Source organism: Pedobacter gandavensis (assembly GCF_032678465.1).
GTDB lineage: Bacteria > Bacteroidota > Bacteroidia > Sphingobacteriales > Sphingobacteriaceae > Pedobacter > Pedobacter gandavensis_B.
Genome location: NZ_JAVTSK010000013.1, coordinates 1 through 23,528 on the forward strand (window position 1 = coordinate 1; position 23,528 = coordinate 23,528).

Sequence of the window (23,528 nt, forward strand, 5' to 3'; positions counted from 1 at the left end):
ATGCAAAAGTACGAAAATCAACCTGTTTAACAAACAATATAGACCCTATAATTGTAGCATACCCCTAACTAAATGATTTACAGCTAATAAATCGAAAACAATAGCAATGGGGAACACACGGTAGTAGCCATAAGCTTAATTCTAATATTTCAAAAAATTCTTTTAAGATTTAATCCCGACTATAAATTCGTCTTAAATAGTATACGACCAAAGGTGCTGAGCTAAAACCAATAAGAAGCAATTGAATTCTACTAATTTCTGTGGAGCTTGTGTTTAATTTTCTTGCCTAAAAAATTAAAAGCCCCCATTATCATGCTAAATCAAACGACAGAACGTACTGAACACATATTATATATAATATATCTAATAAGAAATACCCAGAAACACTAAATCATAAAAGTAAAATCAAAACACTTAATTAACCAGATTAAGTTTTGCGACAACTATAAAGATCTAGTAAGCAAATCTTATCTGCTAAAACCAAGTATACTTCCTCAAGTGTATTCAAGGCTTTAATTCTAATCCGGTCTTCAGGTCTCGTCTTTAATTGTGTCTTATATTAAGCCCTAGCCTGTTCGAAGCACCGCTTTACCTTAAAAACTTCTATTTTTTTTCTCTTCTTTTTGTTGAGTAAATAAGTAACATCTAAGTTTCCCATGAAGAGTATCTCGTAGTTTGCAATTCATAGAACAAAGTTAACTTTCATAAAGCGCTCCCATGGCTCCCCTCCTAAAACGGATAATCCCTTAACGGACTCCCTTTTGAAACATTAGGTCCTTTTTTCCTTTCAGAAAAGCAAATTTCAAACGACCTTCCTATTGTAATAAATTCCAGATGCTCTTCACAATACATACGGATATCTCTCGGATAAAGAACCCACTTTTACTGTGCTGTTCTTTATGTAGAAAATGCTAGTATTCTGGACTTATTCTTGTAGGGTACTTTTCTTAATCATGAAATTGCCAGATTTCATTAATTTGAAATCGCCACATATGCTTTCAACTCAAAGCTATTGTTTAAATAGCACTTAAAATGACCCGGAAGAAGAGCGGTTAACGATAAAAAAATGCAATTTGGGGATCAAACGTTAGATAAGACTCCAACAACTGCCATCCAATAGTTAAGTCCCCCATAAAATCGAACCACATCCCAACCACTCCTATCTAGCCCTTTACCAGCAGAAAGTCGAGATGAAATATCACGGAAAACAAGGGCCGCAGCAGAGCCGCCATAATAACGGCAACAAGATTGTTAAAAATAAGGTGCCTTTATTTTCGCTCTTTCAAAAAACCATGAAATCTAAATTATTCAATTTAATACTGACCAGTGGACAGTAAGACTAAGGTACAAGCTTCAACAGGCTCGATACTATTTTCTTTCAAAAGCAATTCAAGCTCTTTATTTTCCGTACCTGGATTAAAAATTACCCTTTTTGGATTGGTTTGAAGAATATAATCATAATAACTATGCTGTATCTCTTCCCCTACATATAAGGTAATCGTATCAATATTTTCATGCAAAATCACCGGCTGCTCAATAACAACTCCTGCAACTTCGCCTTTTTTCACACCCACATTTACAATGGGGTGGCCTTTTGCCTTTAACATATGAGCTGCCTTATAGGCATATCTCATCGGATTCGGGGAAGCCCCAATTATTAATGTATTTTTCATTGTCTTCAATTTTAACTTAAGCGTAAAACCATTAAAAATGTAAGATGGCATACACAAAACCATCAGAGCAAAACTTAATTTGATTGCAGGTTACGAAATGTTCGCGTCAGGCTAACTTACCAATGGAAGCGTCGGCCTAAAGACCGACTTCACATCTTTCACATGATAAACAAAGAGGAGCAAAAAACTGTTTCTATCAATAAAATTTAAGGACAGCATTTGCACAATTCACACCGTCTATTGCTGCGGAAACAATCCCACCTGCATACCCGGCACCTTCAGCACAAGGAAATAATCCTGAAATTTGTGGATGCTGAAACGTCTCTTTATCTCTTGGGATACGAACAGGCGACGAACTTCTACTTTCTACACCTACCAAAATAGCCTCATTTGTATAATAACCTTTCATTTTCTTTCCGAAAATCGGCAAAGCACTCTTTAAGCTTGAAGCCACAAAATCAGGCAATGTATCCTTTATCATAACGCTTTTTGTTCCAGGTAGATAAGAATTTTTAGGTAAATCAACAGATAGCCTATTTTCTACAAAATCAACCATTCTCTGCCCTGGTGCGACAAGATTTCCTCCACCCAATTGAAAAGCCATTTGCTCTATTTCTGCTTGAAAATTCATCATCCTCAATGGATCTGTTCCTTTTACATCATCCAAAGTAACCTGAACTACCGTTCCTGAATTAGCAAATGGATTATTTCTTTTAGAAGGAGACCACCCATTAACAACAATTTCATTTTCATGGGTTGCACAAGGTGCAATAATTCCACCTGGACACATACAGAAAGAAAAAACGCCTCTACTTTCAACCTGTTCTACCAAGCTATAATATGCAGGGGGTAAAAACTCACTACGAATATCGCAATGATACTGAGCTGCGTCAATAATTGCCTGTGGATGCTCTATTCTAACTCCCAAAGCAAAAGGTTTGGCTTCGACTAAGATGTCCTTATTATCTAATAATTCATAAATATCTCTTGCCGAGTGTCCTGTAGCCAAAATCACTGCATCGGCCATCAATTTTTCCTCGGTGTTAATCACCACTCCTTTAACCTTACCAAAATCAATCAGAATATCAGTTACTTTTTGATCAAAACGAACTTCCCCCCCTGCATTCAGAATCTGTTCTCTGATCGAAGTTATAATTTGCGGTAGCTTATTAGTCCCAATGTGAGGACGGGCATCAACTAAAATATCTTCAGTTGCTCCATATTCAACAAAGATCTGTAATACCTTATTGATATCACCTCTTTTATTAGAGCGTGTATATAGTTTTCCATCCGAATATGTTCCAGCACCACCTTCGCCATAGCAATAATTCGATTCAGTATTTACAATACCTTCTTTATTAATAGCTGCTAAATCTCTTCTGCGTTGCTTCACATCTTTCCCACGTTCCAGCACAATAGGTTTTAGCCCATTCTCAATACATTGTAACGCAGCGAATAGACCAGCTGGCCCTGCTCCTACAATAATTACAGGTTTTTTATCACTAACGTTTGAATAGTTTATTTTAAAAATCTCATTCAAAGGTTCTTCATCAATAAATACCCTCACCTGAAGACGATAAATTACTCTTCTCGAACGCGCATCAATTGATCTCTTTAAAATTTTGTACCCTTTAATTCGGGTGGTTTTTATTTCTAAAGCCTCAGACAAAGCTCTTTTTATTACCTCTTTCTGCTCAACATCTTCGGGAGCTAATGTGATTTCTAATTCTTTTTGCATAACAATGTCAGGTTTTTATCCTGAACTGCGACAAATATACAGATTACTGAGGTTGATATAAATCCTGGAAAACATAATCGTGTAAATCCGGTCTTAGGAAAAATGAAATTAACTGACAGAAATACAGTTTAATTTAGAATTACAGGTTGATTAGACATTTTTTTTTAAAAACCTGTCATGTTTTTATATGCATTCGTAACAAAGGTACGGAAATTGAGTTCTAATGTGTAAATTAACACTTAGAAAAACAAAACGTAAAAACTGATCATCACAATATTTATTGATCAGCTTAATAAAAAACAGAAATTATGAAAAAAACAGTATTAGCAATAGTCGGAATTTTAGTTCTATTAGTCGCTATAAGTGGATGTGGCTACAACGGTTTGGTTAAATTAGACGAAGATGTTAAGGCAAAATGGAATCAGGTAGAAACGCAATATCAAAGACGTTCGGATTTGATCCCTAATCTCGTCAACACCGTGAAAGGTGCAGCCAAATTCGAGCAATCTACTTTAACTCAAGTTACTGAAGCACGTGCTAAAGCTACACAAGTAACTATTGATCCTGATAAATTAACGCCAGAAAACATTGAAAAATATCAGGCAGCCCAGGGTCAGGTGAGCCAGGCACTTGGACGCTTATTAATGGTGACTGAAAACTACCCTGAATTAAAAGCTACAGAGCAGTTCAGAGATGTTTCTGCTGAGCTTGCAGGAACAGAAAATAGAATTGCTGTGGCACGAAAAGATTTCAACGAAGCAGTACAAACATATAATACAAAAGTGAGGTCTTTCCCTAATAACATCACTGCGGGAATATTTGGTTTTAGTCAAAAAGCGGGCTTTAAAGCTGAAGCAGGGGCAGAAAAAGCACCAAAAGTAGAATTCTAAAATACTGTCACAACATTTAAGGGTAATCCGTGTTTTAGTTAAAAACATGTATTACCCTTATCTTTATCCAGTCATCCTATCATGGGAATTTTCACAGAACAAGAACAAGAATTAATAGCCAATGCAATTTCAGAAGCTGAAAAAGCAACCTCTGGCGAAATTAGAATAGCAGTAGATAAACACTGCGTAGGTGACCCTTTGCAGAAAGCAAGCGCCTACTTTTCCAAATTAGGAATGGATCAAACCTCAAAACACAATGGTGTCTTAATTTACTTAGCCTATATTGATCATAAATTTGCCATTATTGGCGATAGTGGAATTAATAAAGTGGTACCTAAAGATTTCTGGGAGACTACAAAAGTAGCCATGAGAGCCCATTTTTCAAGCGGAAACCTGGTTCATGGTATCATTGCTGGAATTATATTAGCAGGAGAAAAGCTAGCTACCTTTTTTCCATTCGAAGGAGGAGACATCAATGAACTACCCAATGAAATTATCTTTATGGATCAACATAAATCACTAAAGCCATGAGACAAATCATCATCGCTTTCTTATTAACATTCATTTCCACTGTAAGTTTTGCTCAAGATTTCCCCGCAAAACCAAACAAACTAGTTAACGATTATACAGGAACACTAACTGACAATCAGTTACAACAACTGGAACAGAAGCTCGTTGCCTTTGATGATTCCACTTCCACACAAATTGCGATTGCGATTATAAAATCAGTAGGCGACTATGATATCGGAGAGTATGCAATGGAATTAGGTAGAAAATGGGGTGTAGGTAGCAAAGGAAAAAATAACGGGATCATGATTGTTGCTGCTTTAGGGGACAGGAAAATTTCTATCCAAACTGGTTATGGTGTTGAAGGAGCACTTCCTGATTTATATGTTCGCAGAATAATAGACAATGACATCAAACCATATTTTAAAGCCGGGGACTATTATGCTGGACTTCAGGCGGGCACCGATGCCATCATCAGTTATACTAAAGGCGAATACAAAAATGACAAACCCAAAGTAGGACAAAATCAAGGTGGGGCTGGCAGTATCATTGTCATTATTATTATCATCATTGTGGTAATTATTGTTCTTAAAAAAGGTGGTGGCAACGGAGGTGGCGGTCAGGTTATTGGTAGTCGTGGAGTTGCAGATGCACTTTTCTGGAGTATGTTACTCGGTGGAGGAAGAGGATCTGGCGGAAGTAGTTTTGGTGGTGGCAGTGGAGGTGGATTTGGTGGCTTCGGCGGAGGTAGTTTTGGTGGAGGTGGTAGCAGTGGTAGCTGGTAGAACTTATGCTTAGAAGAGACTTAATTACCGCTGAGATACAAAAGCTAGCTCAAGTACTCGCCAAGATTATGGGTCTGAAATTTGAAGGTAAATTAGAAGAATCGGAAACACTTTTCAAAGAATCCATATTAAAGGAATTTGAGATCACTGAAGAAGATTTACTTACGATTTCTAACCATGAATTCAACTCCCTTCTTTTTAGCAGAGATTTTCCTGCAGAAAAACTAGATATGCTCAGTCAATTTCTTTATGCTGATATTACACCTATCTCAAAGACTCACAGAAATGCTTTGATTGCAGAAAAATTACTAACTATTTATGAAATGCTCGAAGAACAACATCGTATCATCAGCATGATCAATTTGGATCGACAAAAAAAGATCCAACAATACTTTAATCCTTAACATGGAAATATTAAAATGGCAAAAACTTTCATCCAGGTATCTGGTGAAGGAAAAATGGGCAACTTTACGCGTAGACACTTGTAAGCTTCAAAATGGAACTACAAAAGATGATTATTTTGTACTTGAATACCCCAACTGGGTGAATGCAGTTGCATTAACCGAAGACAACCAGATTATTATGGTTCGTCAATACCGCCATGGTGCAGATATTGTTTCATTAGAAATTCCAGGGGGAGTGATAGATGCTGACGAAAAACCAGAAGATGCGGTAAAAAGAGAACTCATGGAAGAAACAGGGTATTCTTTTAAAACCATCAGCCATTTGGTTACACTTTACCCAAATCCAGCAACGGCGAACAACGTAACCTATACTTATCTGCTAACCGGGGGTGTTAAAACTCAAGAACAGCATTTAGACGAACATGAAATTCTAAATGTTGAAAAATATAGTATTTCCCAGGTTAAGCAATTGCTAATGAAGAATCAAATCGCTCAATCTTTACATGCATCAGCTCTTTTTTATGGACTTATGAAGTTAGAAGCAATAAAATAAGAGTTACTTTTTATAAAAAATGCTCCCAAAACATGTAGTAATGGGAGCATTTTCTGTAAAATGACCAATCCTTAGGTCATTTTTAATTTCTTTTGAATATCGTGTACATATCCTTTAAATTTCTTGTCAGTATCAATCAGGTCTTCCACTGTCTGGCAAGCATAAATTACAGTTGAATGATCTCTTCCTCCAAAAAAAGCACCAATAGTTTTTAAAGAAGACTTCGTATGGCTTTTAGAGAGATACATAGAAATCTGCCTTGCCTGCACAATTTCCCGTTTTCTTGTTGCAGATTTGACCATATCCACTGGAACCTCAAAATATTCACAAACCAGCTTCTGAATAAATTCCATTGAGATCTCTTTTGAAGTATTTTTAATAAAGTTCTTCAACATCTGTTTAGCAAGATTCAAGTCAATATCTTTTTTATTCAAAGTAGACTGGGCCAGAAGAGAAACCATTGCTCCCTCTAATTCACGTACATTATTATCAATATTATGGGCTACATACTCGACTACTTCATTGGGAAGTTCAATTCCATCTGCATACATTTTCTTTCGAAGAATAGCGATTCTGGTTTCCAGATCTGGAATCTGAAGATCGGCAGATAATCCCCATTTAAAACGACTTAACAACCTTTCCTCCAATCCGGCTAAATCTTTCGGCGCTTTATCAGAAGATAAGATAACCTGCTTACCTGACTGATGTAAATGATTGAAAATATGGAAGAATATGTCCTGGGTCTTTTCTTTACCCGCAAAATTATGAACGTCATCCATGATAATCACATCCATTGCCTGATAAAAATTCACAAAATCATTAATAGTATTATTCTTTAGTGAGTCTACAAATTGTTGACAAAATTTCTCACATGAAACATAGATGACCAGTTTATCTGGTAAATTTCTTTTGATTTCATTACCAATTGCCTGTGCCAGGTGTGTTTTACCCAAACCTACTCCGCCATAAATCATCAAAGGATTAAATGAGGTACCGCCTGGTTTAGCTGCAACAGCATATCCTGCCGAACGTGCCAAACGATTACAATCCCCCTCAATATAATTTTCAAAAGTATAATTGGCATTTAACTGAGGGTCCACAGTTAACTTCTTTAATCCAGGAATAATGAATGGATTTCTAATGTCTTTATTAATGGAGACTGGAATCGGCATAGACTGAAACTTCGCCTCTGCCCCATTTCCAGTACTTGGCATACTAGTGGTGTAAGGTGAACCAGTTTTGGAAGATTTATCCACTACGATATTGTACTCCAATCTTCCAGCATCACCTAACTGCTTCTTAACCGTTTTTCTGAGCAATCCAACATAATGTTCTTCCAGCCATTCATAGAAGAATAAACTCGGTACTTGTATTGTTAAAACATTGCCATCCAACTTGAGTGCAGATATTGGCTCGAACCAGGTTTTGAAACTCTGGCCGGGTATGTTATCCTTTATAATTTGGAGACAGCTTTTCCATACTTCGGTACAAGTTTTTTCCATTTTTACGATACAATTAGTTGGTTAATAGGGACGATACAGGCACATTGAGAATACCCTTTCGAGATATCGAATATTCAAAAAATTATCAACAAAAAAAACTAATTTTTAATATATTCAGTAAGCATCTAAATAGCAGAGGATTAGTATGCTTAACCTGAATTTTTTATGTGGATAACTATTTTTTAACATTACCATTAATATTCCCCGAAAACACTACGTAACACATCCGAAACTTCACCAAGTGTAGCATAAGCCTCTACAGCAATCAAAATAAAAGGCATCAGATTTTCTGTTCCCTTTGCAGCAATTAATAAATTGTTCAAAGCACTCTCCACAACTAGTTGATCCCGCTCAGATTTCAATTTTTTCAGCTTATCGGTCTGAATAGTTCTGATAGATTCATCAATGGTAAATACATCGTTGATTCCTTCTTTTTCCTGAGTAAATTTATTCACGCCAACAATGATTCTACTGCCATCTTCAATTTCCAACTGATATTGATAGGCGGCATCCCCTATTTCATTTTGGATATAACCATTTTCAATTGCGTTAACTGATCCACCCATTATATCAATTTTATCAATATAAAGTTGTGCGGCAGTTTCAATCTCATCAGTTAGGTTTTCCACAAAGAAAGAACCGGCCAATGGATCAACAGTATCAGTAATTCCACTTTCAAACGCAATCACTTGTTGTGTACGCAAAGCGATTTTTGCGGCCGCTTCTGTTGGAAGAGAAAGTGCCTCATCATAACCATTGGTATGTAAAGACTGTGTTCCACCCAAAACTGCAGCCATTGCCTGGCTGGTAACCCTGATCACATTATTGAGTGGTTGTTGTGCAGTTAGTGTTGAACCACCAGTTTGTGTATGAAAACGTAACATTTGCGCTTTTTCATCTGTAGCCCCTAAATCTTTCGTGATTTTTGCCCACATACGTCTTGCTGCTCTGAACTTAGCAATCTCTTCAAAGAAATTATTATGACAATTAAAGAAAAAGGAAAGTCTTTTTGCAAAAACATTGATATCCAGTCCTTTTTCCAAAGCTGCATTTAAATAGGCCTTACCATTTGCCAGTGTAAAGGCAAGTTCCTGTACCGCTGTAGAACCCGCTTCTCTAATATGATAACCGGAAATAGAAATCGTATTCCATTTGGGAACTTCCTTACTACAATATTCAAAAATATCCGTAATGATCCGCATAGAAGATTTTGGCGGATAAATATAGGTACCTCTTGCCGCATACTCTTTCAAAATGTCATTCTGGATGGTTCCAGAAATCTGTCTGATATCGGCTCCCTGCTTTTTTGCAAGAGCGATATACATCGCCAGTAATATAGATGCAGTTGCATTGATCGTCATAGAAGTCGTAATCTTCTGAAGTTCAATACCATCAAATAAGATCTCTATATCCTTTAAAGAATCAATTGCAACACCAACTTTTCCGACCTCTCCTTCTGCCATCACATGATCAGAATCATATCCAATCTGAGTAGGAAGGTCAAATGCAACCGATAAGCCCATCGTCCCCTGTGCTAAAAGGTAATGATAACGTTTATTAGATTCTTCTGCAGTAGAAAATCCGGCATACTGACGCATGGTCCATAAACGCCCCCGATACATGTCCTTTTGAATTCCTCTGGTATAAGGAAATTCTCCAGGAAGTTCAGATATAGGTTTCGTACTGGTATATACTTCTTTGATCTCAATACCGGAAGTTGTCTTAAACTTCTTCTTTTCCATAATTATAGCAATTGATGAATATCCTTTTTTATCAGATCAAGCGTCAAATCATAGGGATTATCCGCAATTTCCGCCATATGTTGCAGCACTTTTCTACTTAAATCCATTCCCCTTGCTGATTCAGGTAATCCCTGAACCCCCTGATTAACCATTGCCAAGGTATCATCCTTTAACTTCCTTATTACCTTCCAAATTATTTCAGAAACATACAACTGTTGGGTAACATTGTGCTGATATTCAGCCCTGATCTCATTCAATACCAGGGCTTGCAATTCCTGAGCCGATATACCTGGCACATACAACCGGAGAAATAAATTACTGGGATTAATCCGCTCCACAAAAACGATCAGACGCTCGTGTGCCTGAAGACGAAGAGAAAAAAGCTGTGTACTATCCTCTTTTTTAGCGTTGGTAAACCTTAATGTAAAATACTTTTCAATATCACTTTTAATCAGGTAGTACCCTGCCGACACTGTCAGTACGCCAGCAACTGTTATGGGTACGACTGCTGTTAATATAGACTCTATGCTCATTCCTTTGTTTAAGTACCGTAATAATTAGTGATTAACCCGACAAAAATGTACATTTTATTTATATTTGTTCTTCCTAATTTTAAATAACATGAGTAACACAATTGATACGGCATTTGCACCAGTAACCTTTACAGAAACTGCTGTAAAAGAACTTATTAAGTTAAAAGACCAACAGGAGATTGCTGAAGACTTCGGCTTACGTGTAGGAGTTGAGGGTGGTGGTTGTTCTGGAATGAGTTATGTTCTAGGTTTCGACCAGAAGAAAGAAGGTGATCAAGAATTTATCATTGATGGAATTAAAGTTTTCATGCACAAAGCTCACCAAATGTACTTAATGGGTATGCAGGTAGATTGGCAAGATGGATTAAATTCAAGAGGTTTTACCTTTAACAATCCTAATGCTGCCAGCACATGCGGTTGTGGCACTAGTTTTTCGGCATAAATTGAATGCTATATAGGTACTTTATTTAGCTTTCCTTTGTAACATTATAACAGGTCTCGTTGTCTTAACAACGGGACTTTTTATTTTTATCCCTTTAAGCATCTTATTTCTAAAGAATGACCTATACAGAAAACGTTAGAATTGCCCTGCAATCCATAAAAAGTAATCGGTTACGCACTATGCTCACCGCATTGATTATTGCAATAGGCTTATCTGCTTTAGTAGGCATTCTGACTACACTGGATGCGGTAAAAACAAGCATGACTGAGGCTTTTTCCAGTATGGGAGCCAACTCCTTTACCATAAGAAATCGGGGTATAGGCATTCGGATTGGAGGGGGAGGTAAAAGGCCCAAACCATTCAAAAACATTCGCTATGAAGATGCTGTTGCATTTAAGAATCAATTAAATACCCCCGCAACAGTAGCTATCAATGTGATGGTCACTTTTGGTGCCACCATTAAATATGGCACAGAAAAAACCAATCCCAACATTAACATTCAGGGAATTGATGAAAATGGGCTAAACTCAATGGGACTGCAGCTGACTTCGGGTAGAAATTTCAGTAAAACAGAAGTTGAAAATGGGAATAACGTTTGTATCATTGGAAGCGAGGTCAGTGAAAAACTTTTTAAGAAAGAATCTCCGATAGATAAAATCATAAATGTCGGGAATAACCGATTAAAAGTAATTGGTTTACTAGCTTCAAAGGGCTCCAGTATGGGCTTCAGTGGAGACCGGGCTGTATATGTCCCCTTATTAAAAGCGAAGAAAATTAATTCTAATGCAAACCCGTCCTACAACATAGTAGTCATGGTACCGACCAATGAAATGCAGGAGGATATAATTGGAGAGGCAACAGCCGAATTTAGAAACATAAGAAAAGTTAAAGTTGCCGAACCTAATAACTTCGAAATTACTAAAAGTGATGCCATAGCACAGACCCTTTTTGAAAATTTAAAATATGTAGTATGGGGTGGAATTGCAATTGGAGCAATTACCCTAATTGGTGCTTCTATTGGTTTGATGAATATCATGTTGGTTTCTGTGACGGAGAGGACCAGGGAAATTGGCATAAGAAAAGCAATAGGTGCTAATCCAGCTGTTATTCGTAAGCAGTTTTTAATTGAAGCCGTCATCATCTGTTTGATGGGAGGTGCCTTTGGAATTTTTCTGGGGATATCCATAGGGAATATCATTTCGCTTGCAATGGGTGGTGCCTTTATTATTCCATGGTTATGGATCTTTGGAGGTTTTGCACTATGTGTACTCGTTGGAATTATTTCTGGGTATTACCCTGCTAAAAAAGCATCCAAACTAGATCCTGTAGAAGCCTTAAGATACGAATAGAAAAAGGATTATAAATAATAAAGGCCATCTTTAAAAAGATGGCCTTTATTATTTATAATCCTCAGGAATATTTACCTGCCCTGGTATTGTGTTTCATAATAAGCTTTATAGTTTCCAGAAGTCACATTCTCAAGCCATTCTTCATTTTCAAGATACCATTCTACTGTTTTTTCCAGTCCTTCTTCAAACTGAAGACTAGGAACCCAATTTAATTTGTTCTGCAATTTCGTAGAGTCAATCGCATAACGAAGATCATGTCCTGCTCGATCTGTTACAAAAGAAATCAATTTAGCAGAATCACCGGGAGTTCTATTTAACTTACGGTCCATGATCTCACATAGCAAATGAATAAGATCAATATTTTTCCACTCATTATGACCACCGATGTTATATGTTTCACCGGTTTTTGCCTCATGGAAGATTACATCAATTGCTCGTGCATGATCTTCTACCCAAAGCCAATCTCTCACATTTTCACCTTTTCCATAAACGGGCACAGGTAAATTGTTTTTGATATTATTAATCGCCAGTGGGATTAACTTCTCAGGAAAATGGTGAGACCCATAGTTATTAGAGCAATTAGAAATGACTACATCCAATCCATAAGTATCATGGTATGCACGAACAAAATGATCGGAAGCTGCTTTTGACGCAGAATATGGACTATGTGGATCATAAGCCGTAGTTTCAGTAAACATCCCTGTTTCCCCTAATGCACCATACACTTCATCTGTAGACACATGATAGAAACGTTTGCTGTCATATGCACCTTTCCAATGCGCTCTTGCTGCATTTAAAAGATTTACAGTACCAATCACATTGGTCATAACGAATGCAGTTGGATCAGCAATAGATCTGTCTACATGAGATTCTGCAGCTAAATGGACCACGGCGTCAAAATTCTCCTGTTCAAACAAATCATTTATTGCAACAGCATCGGTAATATCTGCCTTTACAAAACGATAGTTTGGTAGATCTTCTACATCAGTTAAATTGGCAAGATTTCCTGCATAAGTTAACACATCAAGATTCAGAATTTCATAATCTGGATAATTGAGTACAAAACGACGCACCACATGTGAACCAATAAATCCAGCTCCACCTGTTATCAATATTTTCTTTTTCATTACGATAGATTTCTTTTTTTAATTTTCAGCTACCTAAATCTCTTTAGGTAAACCCAATTCTTCAGCGACAGGAGCTGTTTTATGCTGGTACAGCTTTGCTAACACCTCATTAAAATTTAATTTAAGGTCGAACTGAGTCTCCTCATGCATTTTCAAATATTTATTATAAACCGAAAACACAGATTTGGCATAATAGATCATTAACTTTTCATTGAATTTATGCAAAGCTGAGAACACCCCATCATTAAAATCAATAGGAATTGATTGAAAAAGATGAATTCGTAATTCCATTTCGCTATTCAAATCTTTAGTTACCTTAAAATGGTGGCTTATACTTCCATTTAGTTTTCTCATTTTAAGCATAGTTTCTTTTGCATTCGCCCTTTTATTAGACAACAGCAATGACACTTCCTCATCGATAACTTTAGTAAGCTTTTCCTGCCTAATTAACAAGTCTTGCTCCCCCTCCATTAATAAAAAATGTAAATGTTCTGTCAAGACTTTATCTTTCGCGATCAACCGGAGCAATAGCTTATCCTTTTCCTTTTCCGGAAGGGATTTAATTTCCAGCTTAAGGTCTTTGTGTTCGCTAAGTAACATCTAAAATGGATTATCTTTTAAATATTTTTCCCAATTCCAGGCAGAAGACATCATCACATTGATATCACGCTCAGCTTTCCATCCTAAATCTTTTGCAGATTTAGTTACATCACCCCAAACCTTTTCAATATCACCTTCTCTTCTTGCACCTATAGTATAGCTTAATTTTTGACCAGTTGCTTTCTCAAAAGCTTCAATCACCTGCAAAACGGTAGTACCGGTACCTGTTCCTAAATTGAAAACTTCATAATTAGATTCGGCTTTTTTGCTTTCCATCCTTTGAATTGCGGCAACATGTGCTTTAGCTAGATCTACTACATGGATATAATCTCTTATTGCACTGCCATCTGGCGTATCGTAATCATTACCATAAACTGTGATTGGACCACGTTTTCCAATGGCTGACTGAGTAATAAAAGGAACCAGATTTTGAGGGACACCAATTGGCAATTCACCAATTAATGCTGATTCATGAGCACCTACAGGATTAAAGTAACGTAAAGCAATCACATTTAATTCTGGAGTTACAGCACAACTTTCCTTTAAGATTTCTTCAGCAATTTGTTTTGTATTACCATATGGAGATTCTGCCTTCTTAACCGGCGCAGCTTCAGTTACTGGTAACACATCTGGTTGACCATAAACGGTACAAGATGAGGAAAACACAAGATTTACCTTACTATTAAAGCCATTGATTACATTAATCAATGAATAAAAATTATTTCTGTAGTATTTTAAAGGTTGTTGAACGGATTCACCTACTGCTTTAAATGCTGCAAAATGAATGACACCTGAGATATCTGCATTTGCTTCAACAAATGCTTTCACCTTTACTTCATCACACAGATCTAGTTCTTTAAACTCAGGGACTCTTCCAGTGATCACCTCTATTTGCTTAAGAATTTTAGGATTAGAATTTGAGAAATCATCAACGATCACTACATCATAGCCAGCATTGTAAAGCTCTACCACTGTATGTGATCCAATAAAACCGGTACCACCGGTTACTAGTATTTTCGACATTATTATTTATTAACGGTTATAAGTTGTAAAATCTTTGTGTTCTTTATTTACCAATGCTTCTGCTGGTAAAGACTTAAAATATTCATAAGTAATTTTCAATCCTTCTGCCCTGCTCACTTTAGGCTCCCAGCCTAAAATCTCACGGGCTTTAGTAATATCCGGACGTCTTTGTTTAGGATCATCTACAGGTAAGTCCCGTAACACCAATTTCTGCGTGGTACCCGTTAACTTAATGATCTCTTCTCCAAATTGTTTGATTGTGATCTCATCCGGATTACCTATGTTTACTGGCATAGCATAATCGCTCAGAAGCAGCCTGTAAATTCCTTCAACCAAATCATCCACATAACAGAAAGAACGTGTTTGGGAACCATCACCAAATACTGTAAGATCTTCCCCACGTAATGCCTGTCCAATGAAAGCGGGTAAAACACGGCCATCATTCAAGCGCATTCTTGGGCCATAAGTATTAAAAATTCTTACAATCCTGGTTTCTAAACCATGGAAAGTATGGTAAGCCATGGTCATTGCTTCCTGAAAACGTTTTGCCTCATCATATACACCTCTGGGTCCAACGGGATTAACATTACCCCAATATTCTTCCGGTTGCGGATTTACGTTAGGGTCACCGTACACCTCTGAAGTGGAAGCAATCAGCATTCTAGCATTCTTACTTTTCGCTAAACCTAATAAATTATGTGTTCCCAAGGAACCCACTTTTAGCGTCTGAATTGGAATTTTTAAATAATCAATAGGACTTGCAGGCGAAGCAAAGTGTAAGATATAATCTAAGTCGCCAGCAACATAAACGAATTTAGACACATCATGATGTGCGAATTCAAAATTTTCCAATTTGAACAAATGCTCAATATTCTGGAGATCACCGGTGATCAGATTATCCATGGCAATAACATGATAATCTTCTTTGATAAAACGATCACACAAATGTGAACCCAGGAAGCCTGCGGCTCCAGTTATCAATACTTTCTTACGTCCCATTAATCTATTAGTTTACGACCAATACTATTGTAATAATATCCCAAATCGATCATTTTTTCCAGGTCGTATAAATTACGCCCATCAAAAATCACCTTATTGCCCAGAATTTCTTCCATCTTTTCGAAATCAGGATTTCTAAACACGGACCATTCTGTAGCGATCAATAATGCATCTGCATTCTGTAATGCTTCATATTGATTTGCAACAAATTTAATTTTATCGCCTACAAGACGCTTTACATTCTCCATAGCCTCGGGGTCAAAGGCAGCAACAGTTGCACCATACTTCAACAACTCATCGATAATATACAAAGCCGGAGCTTCACGAATATCGTCGGTTTCTGGTTTAAAAGCTAAACCCCAAAGGGCAAAATGCTTTCCCTTTAAGTCTCCATTATAATATTTAAGAAGCTTTTCTACTAAAACTGTCTTTTGTTTTTCATTCACTTCCATTACCGCTTTTAGGATCTGGAAATCATATTGATGTTCATCTGCAGATTTAGCCAAGGCCTGAACATCTTTAGGGAAACAACTTCCACCGTATCCGATACCAGGAAAAAGGAAACGCTTACCAATTCTTGCATCAGACCCAATTCCTTTACGTACGGCATCAACATCTGCTTCCACGATCTCACAAAGATTTGCGATCTCATTCATAAATGTGATTTTTGTAGCAAGGAAAGAATTAGCTGCATATTTTGTCAATTCAGATGAACGCTCATCCATAAACAAGATTGGATTACCTTGTCTTACATACGGACCGTACAACTCTGCCATTAACTTCTGGGCTTTTTCACTTTTAGTACCAATCACTACGCGATCAGGTTTCATAAAATCTTCCACGGCGACCCCTTCACGAAGAAATTCCGGATTAGAAACCACATCAATTTCTATATCGGTATTTGCTTCAAAAACAGCTCGAACTTTATCTGCTGTACCTACAGGTACAGTTGATTTGTTCACAATTACTTTATATTCCGTAACCAATTTTGAAATATCTTTAGCTGCGCCAAGGATATAGGAAAGATCTGCTGCACCATCACCACCTGGAGGAGTTGGTAGTGCCATAAATATAATCTGTGCATCCTGGATACCATGTGCCAGATCAGTTGTAAAAGTTAACCTGCCCTGAGCGATATTTCTATGAAATAATACATCAAGACCTGGTTCATAGATTGGCACCTGACCATCCTGCATCTTCTTAACCTTTGCAGCATCAATATCGACACAAATTACTTTGTTTCCCGTCTCTGCAAGGCAAGTACCAGTAACCAAACCCACATATCCTGTTCCAATAACAGCTATTTTCATATATTAATTACGTTTTAATTTTAATGGAGTATCTTCGGCTAAGATAATAAATAAACACACAAAATGCTTTGGCTTTATAATATAGGAATCTCTTTTTATGGATTAGTGGTGGGTATATTTTCCTTATTTAACACTAAGGCAAAACTGTTTACAAAAGGGAGATCACATCTTTTTGAACAAATAAAAAGTACGCTGGATCCTAACAAAACTAACATATGGTTTCACTTTGCATCACTTGGTGAATTTGAACAAGGAAGACCAGTTTTAGAAAAGGTTAAGGAGATTTATCCACACAAAAACATAGTCATCACTTTTTTCTCTCCTTCCGGATATGAAATCAGGAAAAACTATTCGCTGGCCGCAGGAGTGTTTTATTTACCCCTGGATACCGCAAAAAATGCCAAAAAGTTTATAGATGCGATTAAACCTGAAATTGCCATCTTCACCAAATATGAATTTTGGTATCACTATTTCAAAACGTTAAACCAACAAAAAATCCCTTTATACCTAATTTCTGGAATTTTCCGTCCGGATCAGATTTTTTTCAAATGGTATGGCTCTTTTCAACGAAAGACGCTAAATTTTGTCACACATTTTTTCGTGCAAAATCAGCAGAGTGTAGACTTACTGCACAATATTCAAATAGAAAATGTAAGTCTAAGTGGAGACACACGTTTTGACCGAGTAGCTGAAAATGCACGAGCTCCAAAACACATCAAGGAGGTGGCGAATTTTTGTGGATCAAAGCCGGTATTTATTGCAGGCAGTAGTTGGCCAGCTGATGAGCGTTTAATTACTGTACTGATCCAACAACATCCGGAGTGGAAATTTATCATCGCTCCACATGAAACCGATACAGCTCATATTGAAGAAATAAAAAAACTCATTCCCGCAGCAATTACACATTCCGGATTATTGAAAGGGGGAGATCAGACTATCCAAACCTTAATCATAGATAACATAGGCATGCTATCTTCACTTTATCAATATGGCACGATTGCTTATATTGGTGGGGGATTTGGGCTTGGAATTCACAATACCCTGGAGGCAGCTGCATTTGGAATACCTGTAATTTTTGGACCTAAATACCATAAATTCCAGGAAGCAAAAGACCTTATTGAAATTGGTGCAGCCATCAGTATTCAAACAGAAAGCGATCTTTCAGATGCTTTTCAAAAATTCAAAAGGAATAAAACACCGGGAAAGATCGCTAAAAAATATGTTCAGGATAAAACCGGCTCTACCGATCAAATCCTGCAATATATCACTGGTAATTTCTAAAATTTTATTAGAATCCTCGTTTATAATGGTTTCACCATTTCAACCAGGGCATCAATAAACTTAGGATCGTCGTTTAAGCTGGCTACCAACTGAACTTCCTCCCCTCCAAGAGCTCTAAACTCTTCATGGTATTCTACACTTACTTCATAAAGCGTTTCCAGACAATCAGCAACGAAAGCCGGACAAAATACCAGAAGCCTCTTTTTACCTTTGTCCGCAAGCTCTTTTAAAACATCACTTGTATAAGGCTGCACCCAAGGTTCTTTACCTAACCTTGATTGAAAGCACACTGAATATTTCTCCTTTGGAATATTCAATTTTTTCGCGATTAATCTTGCAGTATCATAACATTGAGCTGAATAGCAGAATTTGTTGACATCAGTTAAAGTACTGCAGCAGTCGTCTTTCTTTAAACAATGACCTGCGGTATGGTCACATTTTAAGAGTTGTCTTTCAGGTAAACCATGAAAACTAAATAAGATCTGATCATAACTTTCAGGCTGGTACTTTTGCGCATTTTCAGCGAAAGTATCAATCATCAATTCATTATCATGGAAAGAATTGATGAAGTTAATTGGAGGAACCGTTTGCCATTTACCTACAAGTTCCATTACTTTTTGAATCACAGAGCCTGTACTTGCAGAAGCATATTGAGGGAATAATGGGATCACCTGGATACTTTCTACCAAACCTGCTTTTAACCGATCCAGACCGGCATCTATAGAAGGATTTTGATAACGCATAGCCAATTCCACCTGGTATTCATCACCCAGTTTTTCCTGAAGCATCGCTGCCTGAATTTTGCTAAAATACAAAAGAGGTGAGCCATTTTCATCCCAGATCTCTTTGTATAATTTAGCGGTCTTAGGACTACGAAATGGAACGATAATTCCTTTCACTAATAACGTTCTCTTCACAGCGTTGATATCAATCACACGCTCATCCATCAAAAACTCGTCAAGATATTTTCGTACATCACTTACTTCCGGACTATCCGGAGTTCCTAAATTCACTAACAGTATGCCCTTTTTTCCCATAATTTTAGCAAAAATAATTAATCAAATGATTATAACCCTGTATCTCTAAAGGGAAAACCAATAATTACTTTTTAATGATTTTAAAATGTATTAATAAGATTCCAAAGTTGATTTCACTTGCTCCATCAGCCACATTGGTGTGGAGGTAGCACCACATATCCCTACCTTATCATTTGCAGTAAACCAGGATTTCTCGATTTCTTCTACATTTGAAATAAAGTAGGCATTGGGATTGTATTTTTTGCAGACGTCGTATAAAACCTTTCCATTGGAAGATTTCTTACCAGATACAAAAATGATCTTATCAAAATTAACGACAAACTTTTCTAAGTCTCCGTAACGGTTAGAAACCTGTCTGCAAATTGTATCATTTGCTTTCACTTCATAACCTCTACTTAATAATTCGTCTTTGATATGATAAAACTTATCTGTGCTTTTGGTCGTCTGACTATATAAGGTGAATTTCGATGGTAACTTTACGTTATCCAATTCTGTAAGATCCTGAAAAACGATTGCCTTTCCATCCGTCTGACCTTGTAAACCGATTACTTCGGCATGACCATGTTTTCCAAAGATCAAAATCTGTTCATCATCATCATGTGAATTTTTGATCCTGTTTTGCAGCTTTAAAACTACCGGACAAGAAGCGTCAATTAAAGTCAATTGATTTTCCATCGCCAACTGATAGGTTGCTGGTGCCTCCCCATGTGCCCTAATCAAAACCTTTTCATTTTTTAAAGTCTGCAATTGCTCATGGTTGATAATACGAAGTCCCTTAGCAGTTAAGCGCTTCACTTCTTCATCATTATGAACAATGTCACCAAGGCAATACAAGTAATCTTCATGGTCCAGAATATCTTCGGCCATGTCGATCGCATAAACTACTCCGAAACAAAAACCTGATGCTTTATCTATTGTGACGGCTAAATCGTATTTCATAAATTAATGATATGGAACCTAATGAAGTACAAAATTACATAAAAAGAGTTTGATATGCTATTTCTTAGGCTTAAGAACTGCACAGAAACGCTTCCAGCTATTATTTAACAGTAAATAAGTTAAACCAAGCATTTGTAATGGATGGTATAAGATACCAGGGAATGGCCGTTGGGCTGACAAATAAGCCACCATCAGCCTTGATAGAAAGATCAAACCATAAGGTAGCAGCAGAAATACCGGAGACACCGTCAAGGCCATCGCCACTGGCCCGGCAATTACCAATATTAAATAACCAAGAGCAATGAGAGGCTGGTTGCTAAAATTAAGCATTAACTGCTTAGAAATACCGGAAATATCCAGCCGAGGTTCTTCCAGATAAATTAACTTATTTCCAAGCAACAAATCTGTTTTTAATTTATCCTGTTTTACAATTTTCATCATTTCCAGGGCAGACTGACTTCGCGCATTGAAACTAAAATCCCATTCATACTCCCGATAGCTATCGGCATCAAAAAACATACAGGAATTATTGGCCATTGCAAAAGCCGGATGATCAATCAATCTAACAAGTCTTAATGGAAATAAGTTTAATAAGACGAAATCATTTAGAGGATAAATACAATTGCCCAGAAAACCAGAGATTCTAGCTGTAGGAATGACACTCAGCATGGCTAGCTTAAACACACTGCTTCTGTAAACCAAGCTATTGATGAATTTTTTTTCAATAATCGTATTGGGTTCAAGAAATAGAAGATAGTCCGCTTCGGCATTGGCTGTCACATCTGGCGCATCTAATTTTTGAATCAGCACTTTATAATTTTTATAATCCTGGGCCGCAATACTAGCCAATAATTTTTCTGCTTCCTTCTTTTCTTTCTGCACTTTAATAATGATGAGAACCTTGTTATTAAAGGATCTGCCATAATTTCCCATTTTTGGGTTGGACACAAAATTGAATAAAGTAACTGAAAAACGCAGGACCAGAAATACGAGTACGATATAGATAAAAAAAATCATGCAGACTTTTTGATTTGTTTATGAACGGCCTCTGTATAATGCTTATTGTATTCTCTTTTCAGCAATTGTAAACTGATATACTCTTCCGCTTCCCAGGTGCATAGATAACTCTTCATTTTTGGTTTCCTTTTACCAAAACAATTGGTAAGGGTGGCCGAAAACACCATTTGAAATTTCTTCTTAGAAGCGTTAATCAAATGCATTACCTCTTTTTCAAAAGAAATATTATTGACATAGCTGCTGTAAAGCCTACCTTGTGGAAATAAAAGCACTAAATTTTTTGGATCATCCAATAATTGTCCGGCATAAGTAAGGGTTTCGAACACATCTTTTCCTTTCGGTTCTGATGCAAAAGCCCCCAAATATTTTAAATACCTTTGTCGCTGATAATCCTCCTTTGTCACCAGTACATGAAATTCCTTTTTAAAAACAACCTTATTCAGATGAAACATTAGAAAGCCATCCCACCAACTAAAATGATTAGCAAGCAGTAAAATCGCCTTGTCCTCTTTAAGCCGAAGTTCATCATAAGAATAGCTGGAAAAGTCCTTCTTTATGATATAAGTGATATACCAGGAAAGAAACTGAAAGATGAACTTGCTTTTTCGCGACGGGTACATCTTTCTAAAATGAGAAAAATAAGCCTTAAATGCAAAACTAGCTTAAATATACCCGATCTTCTTCTCCGTCTACATCAATCACCACATCTACATGTTCTTTTAAAACAGTAGCCATCTGTAAGCCAACAAAATCAGTTGCGATAGGAAATATTTTATGGCTTCTGTCTACCAACACCACTGTCCTGATTTTTTTATGAGGAGTATTTAGGAAGACGCCCAGGCCATAGGCCAATGTTTTACCACTGTTCAATACATCATCTACTAAGATAATTACTTTATTTTTCCAGTGACTCTCATCAAGGTCTGTATTGGCAACCAATTTACTATTTAAGCGATCCAGTTCAATCTTCAACATGGTAATCTTAAGATCTGAAATCTTAGCCAATACTTTCTTTAGACGCAGCGCCACTTTATAGCCGCGATCCCATATCCCAGCCAATACAATTTCCTTTTCATTAAGGTTATCTTCCAGTATCTGGTAAGCAATCCTATTAATCTTTTGTTGTATCTGCTTTTTATCAAGAATAAGCAATTGAGATTCTGCCATTTGTTATTTCATTGTTTGTCCTACAAAAAGAACGATTTTAAGGGGCATATTCAAATATTTAAAAAATAAAATCCAAATCCTGCAACGTTTGGGCATGCACGGCGTCTAATGAGCGTAACCTAAAAATTAAACCACATGAAAAACACCTTATTATTTAAGACTGCCCTGCCTGTATTTCTTGCCATTTTCTTCATCACCGTAGCCTCAAAAGCACAACAGAACAAAAACATAGCTTTAACAAATTTCAATGAAGTAACCGTTTCAAGTGGTATCGATCTTTACCTTACACAGAGTAATTCTGAAAACATAAAAGTAACGGCCCACAAGGAGCTTTTAGAAAACGTGATTATTGAAAAGAATGGGACTACGTTAACCATTAAATACAAGAGCAATCAAGGTTGGGGAAGAATGTTCAAAGGAGAGAGTATCAAAGTTTATGTCAACTACAAAAACTTAAACGCGATTACTGCAAGTGGTGGTAGTGATGTATTTGGTCAAAATCCCATAAAAGCCTCTAAATTAAGTTTACGCGCTTCGGGAGGTTCTGATGTCTCACTAGACATCTTAGCTGATGACCTGGAAGTTACCGTGAGTGGTGGATCAGATGCAAAACTTAAAGGGAAAGTAAAAAATATGATTATACAGACCAGTGGTGGTAGTGATGTTGAAGCTTATCAATTGATTAGCGACTATGCAAAAGTAACTGCTAGTGGAGGTTCAGACGCGAATGTATATGTAACTAAAGCATTAGAAGCCAGTGCCAGTGGTGGTAGTGATATTAACTATAAAGGAGAGGCCGCTTTAAATAAGACATCTTCTTCTAAAAGCGGGGATGTAAAACACATTAAATAAATTTAAACCATTAGTTTTTAGTTTATCCCTACCCAGGTATTGTACCTGGTAGGGATTT

24 protein-coding genes are annotated in these 23,528 nt (G+C 36.9%); 9 read left to right on the forward strand and 15 right to left on the reverse strand.

Annotation, left to right across the window (positions count from 1 at the left end):
• Nucleotides 1–1,313 precede the first annotated feature (1,313 nt).
• Together R2Q94_RS19550 and R2Q94_RS19555 are read right to left on the reverse strand one after the other, a co-directional pair.
• Entirely contained in the window at nucleotides 1,314–1,673 is a 360-nt protein-coding gene (locus tag R2Q94_RS19550; RefSeq protein WP_316823173.1) for a CoA-binding protein, read from the reverse strand.
• Nucleotides 1,674–1,869: 196 nt separating this feature from the next.
• Complete coding sequence (locus tag R2Q94_RS19555; protein WP_316823174.1) at nucleotides 1,870–3,411, reverse strand: NAD(P)/FAD-dependent oxidoreductase; 1,542 nt, start codon at nucleotides 3,409–3,411, stop codon at nucleotides 1,870–1,872.
• A gap of 308 nt (nucleotides 3,412–3,719) precedes the next feature.
• Here R2Q94_RS19555 and R2Q94_RS19560 point away from each other — a divergent pair, with 308 nt between their 5' ends.
• The 5 genes from R2Q94_RS19560 to R2Q94_RS19580 all read left to right on the forward strand — a co-directional run bounded on the left by R2Q94_RS19560 (nucleotide 3,720) and on the right by R2Q94_RS19580 (nucleotide 6,550).
• Nucleotides 3,720–4,301, forward strand: a complete 582-nt coding sequence (locus R2Q94_RS19560; RefSeq protein ID WP_316823175.1) for a LemA family protein — start codon at nucleotides 3,720–3,722, stop codon at nucleotides 4,299–4,301.
• A gap of 81 nt (nucleotides 4,302–4,382) precedes the next feature.
• On the forward strand, nucleotides 4,383–4,832 hold the full coding sequence (locus R2Q94_RS19565; RefSeq protein WP_316823176.1) for a TPM domain-containing protein: 450 nt from the start codon (nucleotides 4,383–4,385) through the stop codon (nucleotides 4,830–4,832).
• A complete protein-coding gene (locus R2Q94_RS19570) occupies nucleotides 4,829–5,593 on the forward strand; it encodes a TPM domain-containing protein (RefSeq protein ID WP_316823177.1) in 765 nt (254 codons plus the stop codon). Before R2Q94_RS19565 ends, R2Q94_RS19570 begins: the two co-directional genes overlap by 4 nt.
• Nucleotides 5,594–5,598: 5 nt before the next feature.
• Nucleotides 5,599–5,997, forward strand: coding sequence for a hypothetical protein (locus R2Q94_RS19575; protein ID WP_316823178.1), 399 nt, complete (start codon nucleotides 5,599–5,601; stop codon nucleotides 5,995–5,997).
• A gap of 1 nt (nucleotide 5,998) precedes the next feature.
• Entirely contained in the window at nucleotides 5,999–6,550 is a 552-nt protein-coding gene (locus R2Q94_RS19580; RefSeq protein ID WP_316823179.1) for an NUDIX hydrolase, read from the forward strand.
• Between the two features lie 71 nt (nucleotides 6,551–6,621).
• Here R2Q94_RS19580 and dnaA read toward each other — a convergent pair whose 3' ends face one another.
• The 3 genes from dnaA to R2Q94_RS19595 form a co-directional block, all read right to left on the reverse strand.
• The gene (dnaA, locus tag R2Q94_RS19585) at nucleotides 6,622–8,052 is read right to left on the reverse strand and encodes a chromosomal replication initiator protein DnaA (protein WP_316823180.1); all 1,431 of its coding nucleotides are present in this window, start codon (nucleotides 8,050–8,052) and stop codon (nucleotides 6,622–6,624) included.
• A 194-nt stretch (nucleotides 8,053–8,246) separates the two neighbouring features.
• On the reverse strand, nucleotides 8,247–9,794 hold the full coding sequence (locus R2Q94_RS19590) for a methylmalonyl-CoA mutase (RefSeq protein WP_316823181.1): 1,548 nt from the start codon (nucleotides 9,792–9,794) through the stop codon (nucleotides 8,247–8,249).
• Between the two features lie 2 nt (nucleotides 9,795–9,796).
• Nucleotides 9,797–10,327 carry a hypothetical protein gene (locus R2Q94_RS19595; protein ID WP_316823182.1) on the reverse strand — a complete coding sequence of 177 codons (531 nt, stop codon included), beginning with the start codon at nucleotides 10,325–10,327 and terminating at the stop codon, nucleotides 9,797–9,799.
• Between the two features lie 88 nt (nucleotides 10,328–10,415).
• Between R2Q94_RS19595 and R2Q94_RS19600 the strand changes: the two genes are divergently transcribed.
• Nucleotides 10,416–10,769: an iron-sulfur cluster assembly accessory protein gene (locus tag R2Q94_RS19600; protein WP_316823183.1), complete on the forward strand. Its 354-nt coding sequence runs from the start codon at nucleotides 10,416–10,418 to the stop codon at nucleotides 10,767–10,769.
• Nucleotides 10,770–10,885: 116 nt separating this feature from the next.
• Nucleotides 10,886–12,118 (forward strand): ABC transporter permease, encoded by a 1,233-nt coding sequence (locus R2Q94_RS19605; RefSeq protein ID WP_316823184.1) that lies wholly within the window; start codon nucleotides 10,886–10,888, stop codon nucleotides 12,116–12,118.
• A 71-nt stretch (nucleotides 12,119–12,189) separates the two neighbouring features.
• Here R2Q94_RS19605 and rfbB read toward each other — a convergent pair whose 3' ends face one another.
• From rfbB to R2Q94_RS19630, 5 genes are read right to left on the reverse strand one after another with little or no spacing between them, the layout of a single operon-like run.
• Nucleotides 12,190–13,245 (reverse strand): dTDP-glucose 4,6-dehydratase, encoded by a 1,056-nt coding sequence (gene rfbB / locus R2Q94_RS19610; RefSeq protein WP_316823185.1) that lies wholly within the window; start codon nucleotides 13,243–13,245, stop codon nucleotides 12,190–12,192.
• Between the two features lie 33 nt (nucleotides 13,246–13,278).
• Nucleotides 13,279–13,845, reverse strand: a complete 567-nt coding sequence (locus tag R2Q94_RS19615; RefSeq protein WP_316823186.1) for a hypothetical protein — start codon at nucleotides 13,843–13,845, stop codon at nucleotides 13,279–13,281.
• Nucleotides 13,846–14,868 carry a UDP-glucose 4-epimerase GalE gene (gene galE / locus R2Q94_RS19620; RefSeq protein ID WP_316823187.1) on the reverse strand — a complete coding sequence of 341 codons (1,023 nt, stop codon included), beginning with the start codon at nucleotides 14,866–14,868 and terminating at the stop codon, nucleotides 13,846–13,848.
• A 9-nt stretch (nucleotides 14,869–14,877) separates the two neighbouring features.
• Nucleotides 14,878–15,867 (reverse strand): UDP-glucuronic acid decarboxylase family protein, encoded by a 990-nt coding sequence (locus R2Q94_RS19625; RefSeq protein WP_316823188.1) that lies wholly within the window; start codon nucleotides 15,865–15,867, stop codon nucleotides 14,878–14,880.
• Nucleotides 15,867–17,177 (reverse strand): UDP-glucose/GDP-mannose dehydrogenase family protein, encoded by a 1,311-nt coding sequence (locus R2Q94_RS19630; RefSeq protein WP_316823189.1) that lies wholly within the window; start codon nucleotides 17,175–17,177, stop codon nucleotides 15,867–15,869. The genes R2Q94_RS19625 and R2Q94_RS19630 overlap by 1 nt, the downstream gene beginning before the upstream one ends.
• Nucleotides 17,178–17,240: 63 nt before the next feature.
• On the opposite strand from R2Q94_RS19630, the gene R2Q94_RS19635 reads away from it, so the two are divergent.
• Nucleotides 17,241–18,458, forward strand: coding sequence for a 3-deoxy-D-manno-octulosonic acid transferase (locus tag R2Q94_RS19635; RefSeq protein WP_316823190.1), 1,218 nt, complete (start codon nucleotides 17,241–17,243; stop codon nucleotides 18,456–18,458).
• 20 nt (nucleotides 18,459–18,478) lie between these two features.
• On the opposite strand, the gene hemH is transcribed toward R2Q94_RS19635, so the two are convergent.
• The 5 genes from hemH to R2Q94_RS19660 form a co-directional block, all read right to left on the reverse strand.
• Nucleotides 18,479–19,495, reverse strand: a complete 1,017-nt coding sequence (gene hemH / locus R2Q94_RS19640; RefSeq protein WP_316823191.1) for a ferrochelatase — start codon at nucleotides 19,493–19,495, stop codon at nucleotides 18,479–18,481.
• A 90-nt stretch (nucleotides 19,496–19,585) separates the two neighbouring features.
• Complete coding sequence (locus R2Q94_RS19645) at nucleotides 19,586–20,434, reverse strand: 4-hydroxy-3-methylbut-2-enyl diphosphate reductase (protein WP_316823192.1); 849 nt, start codon at nucleotides 20,432–20,434, stop codon at nucleotides 19,586–19,588.
• 57 nt (nucleotides 20,435–20,491) lie between these two features.
• Nucleotides 20,492–21,451 (reverse strand): hypothetical protein, encoded by a 960-nt coding sequence (locus R2Q94_RS19650; protein WP_316823193.1) that lies wholly within the window; start codon nucleotides 21,449–21,451, stop codon nucleotides 20,492–20,494.
• Complete coding sequence (locus R2Q94_RS19655) at nucleotides 21,448–22,071, reverse strand: 1-acyl-sn-glycerol-3-phosphate acyltransferase (RefSeq protein ID WP_316823194.1); 624 nt, start codon at nucleotides 22,069–22,071, stop codon at nucleotides 21,448–21,450. The genes R2Q94_RS19650 and R2Q94_RS19655 overlap by 4 nt, the downstream gene beginning before the upstream one ends.
• 37 nt (nucleotides 22,072–22,108) lie before the next feature.
• The gene (locus tag R2Q94_RS19660) at nucleotides 22,109–22,618 is read right to left on the reverse strand and encodes a phosphoribosyltransferase family protein (protein WP_316823195.1); all 510 of its coding nucleotides are present in this window, start codon (nucleotides 22,616–22,618) and stop codon (nucleotides 22,109–22,111) included.
• A 135-nt stretch (nucleotides 22,619–22,753) separates the two neighbouring features.
• On the opposite strand from R2Q94_RS19660, the gene R2Q94_RS19665 reads away from it, so the two are divergent.
• Nucleotides 22,754–23,470: a head GIN domain-containing protein gene (locus R2Q94_RS19665; RefSeq protein ID WP_316823196.1), complete on the forward strand. Its 717-nt coding sequence runs from the start codon at nucleotides 22,754–22,756 to the stop codon at nucleotides 23,468–23,470.
• Nucleotides 23,471–23,528 lie beyond the last annotated feature (58 nt).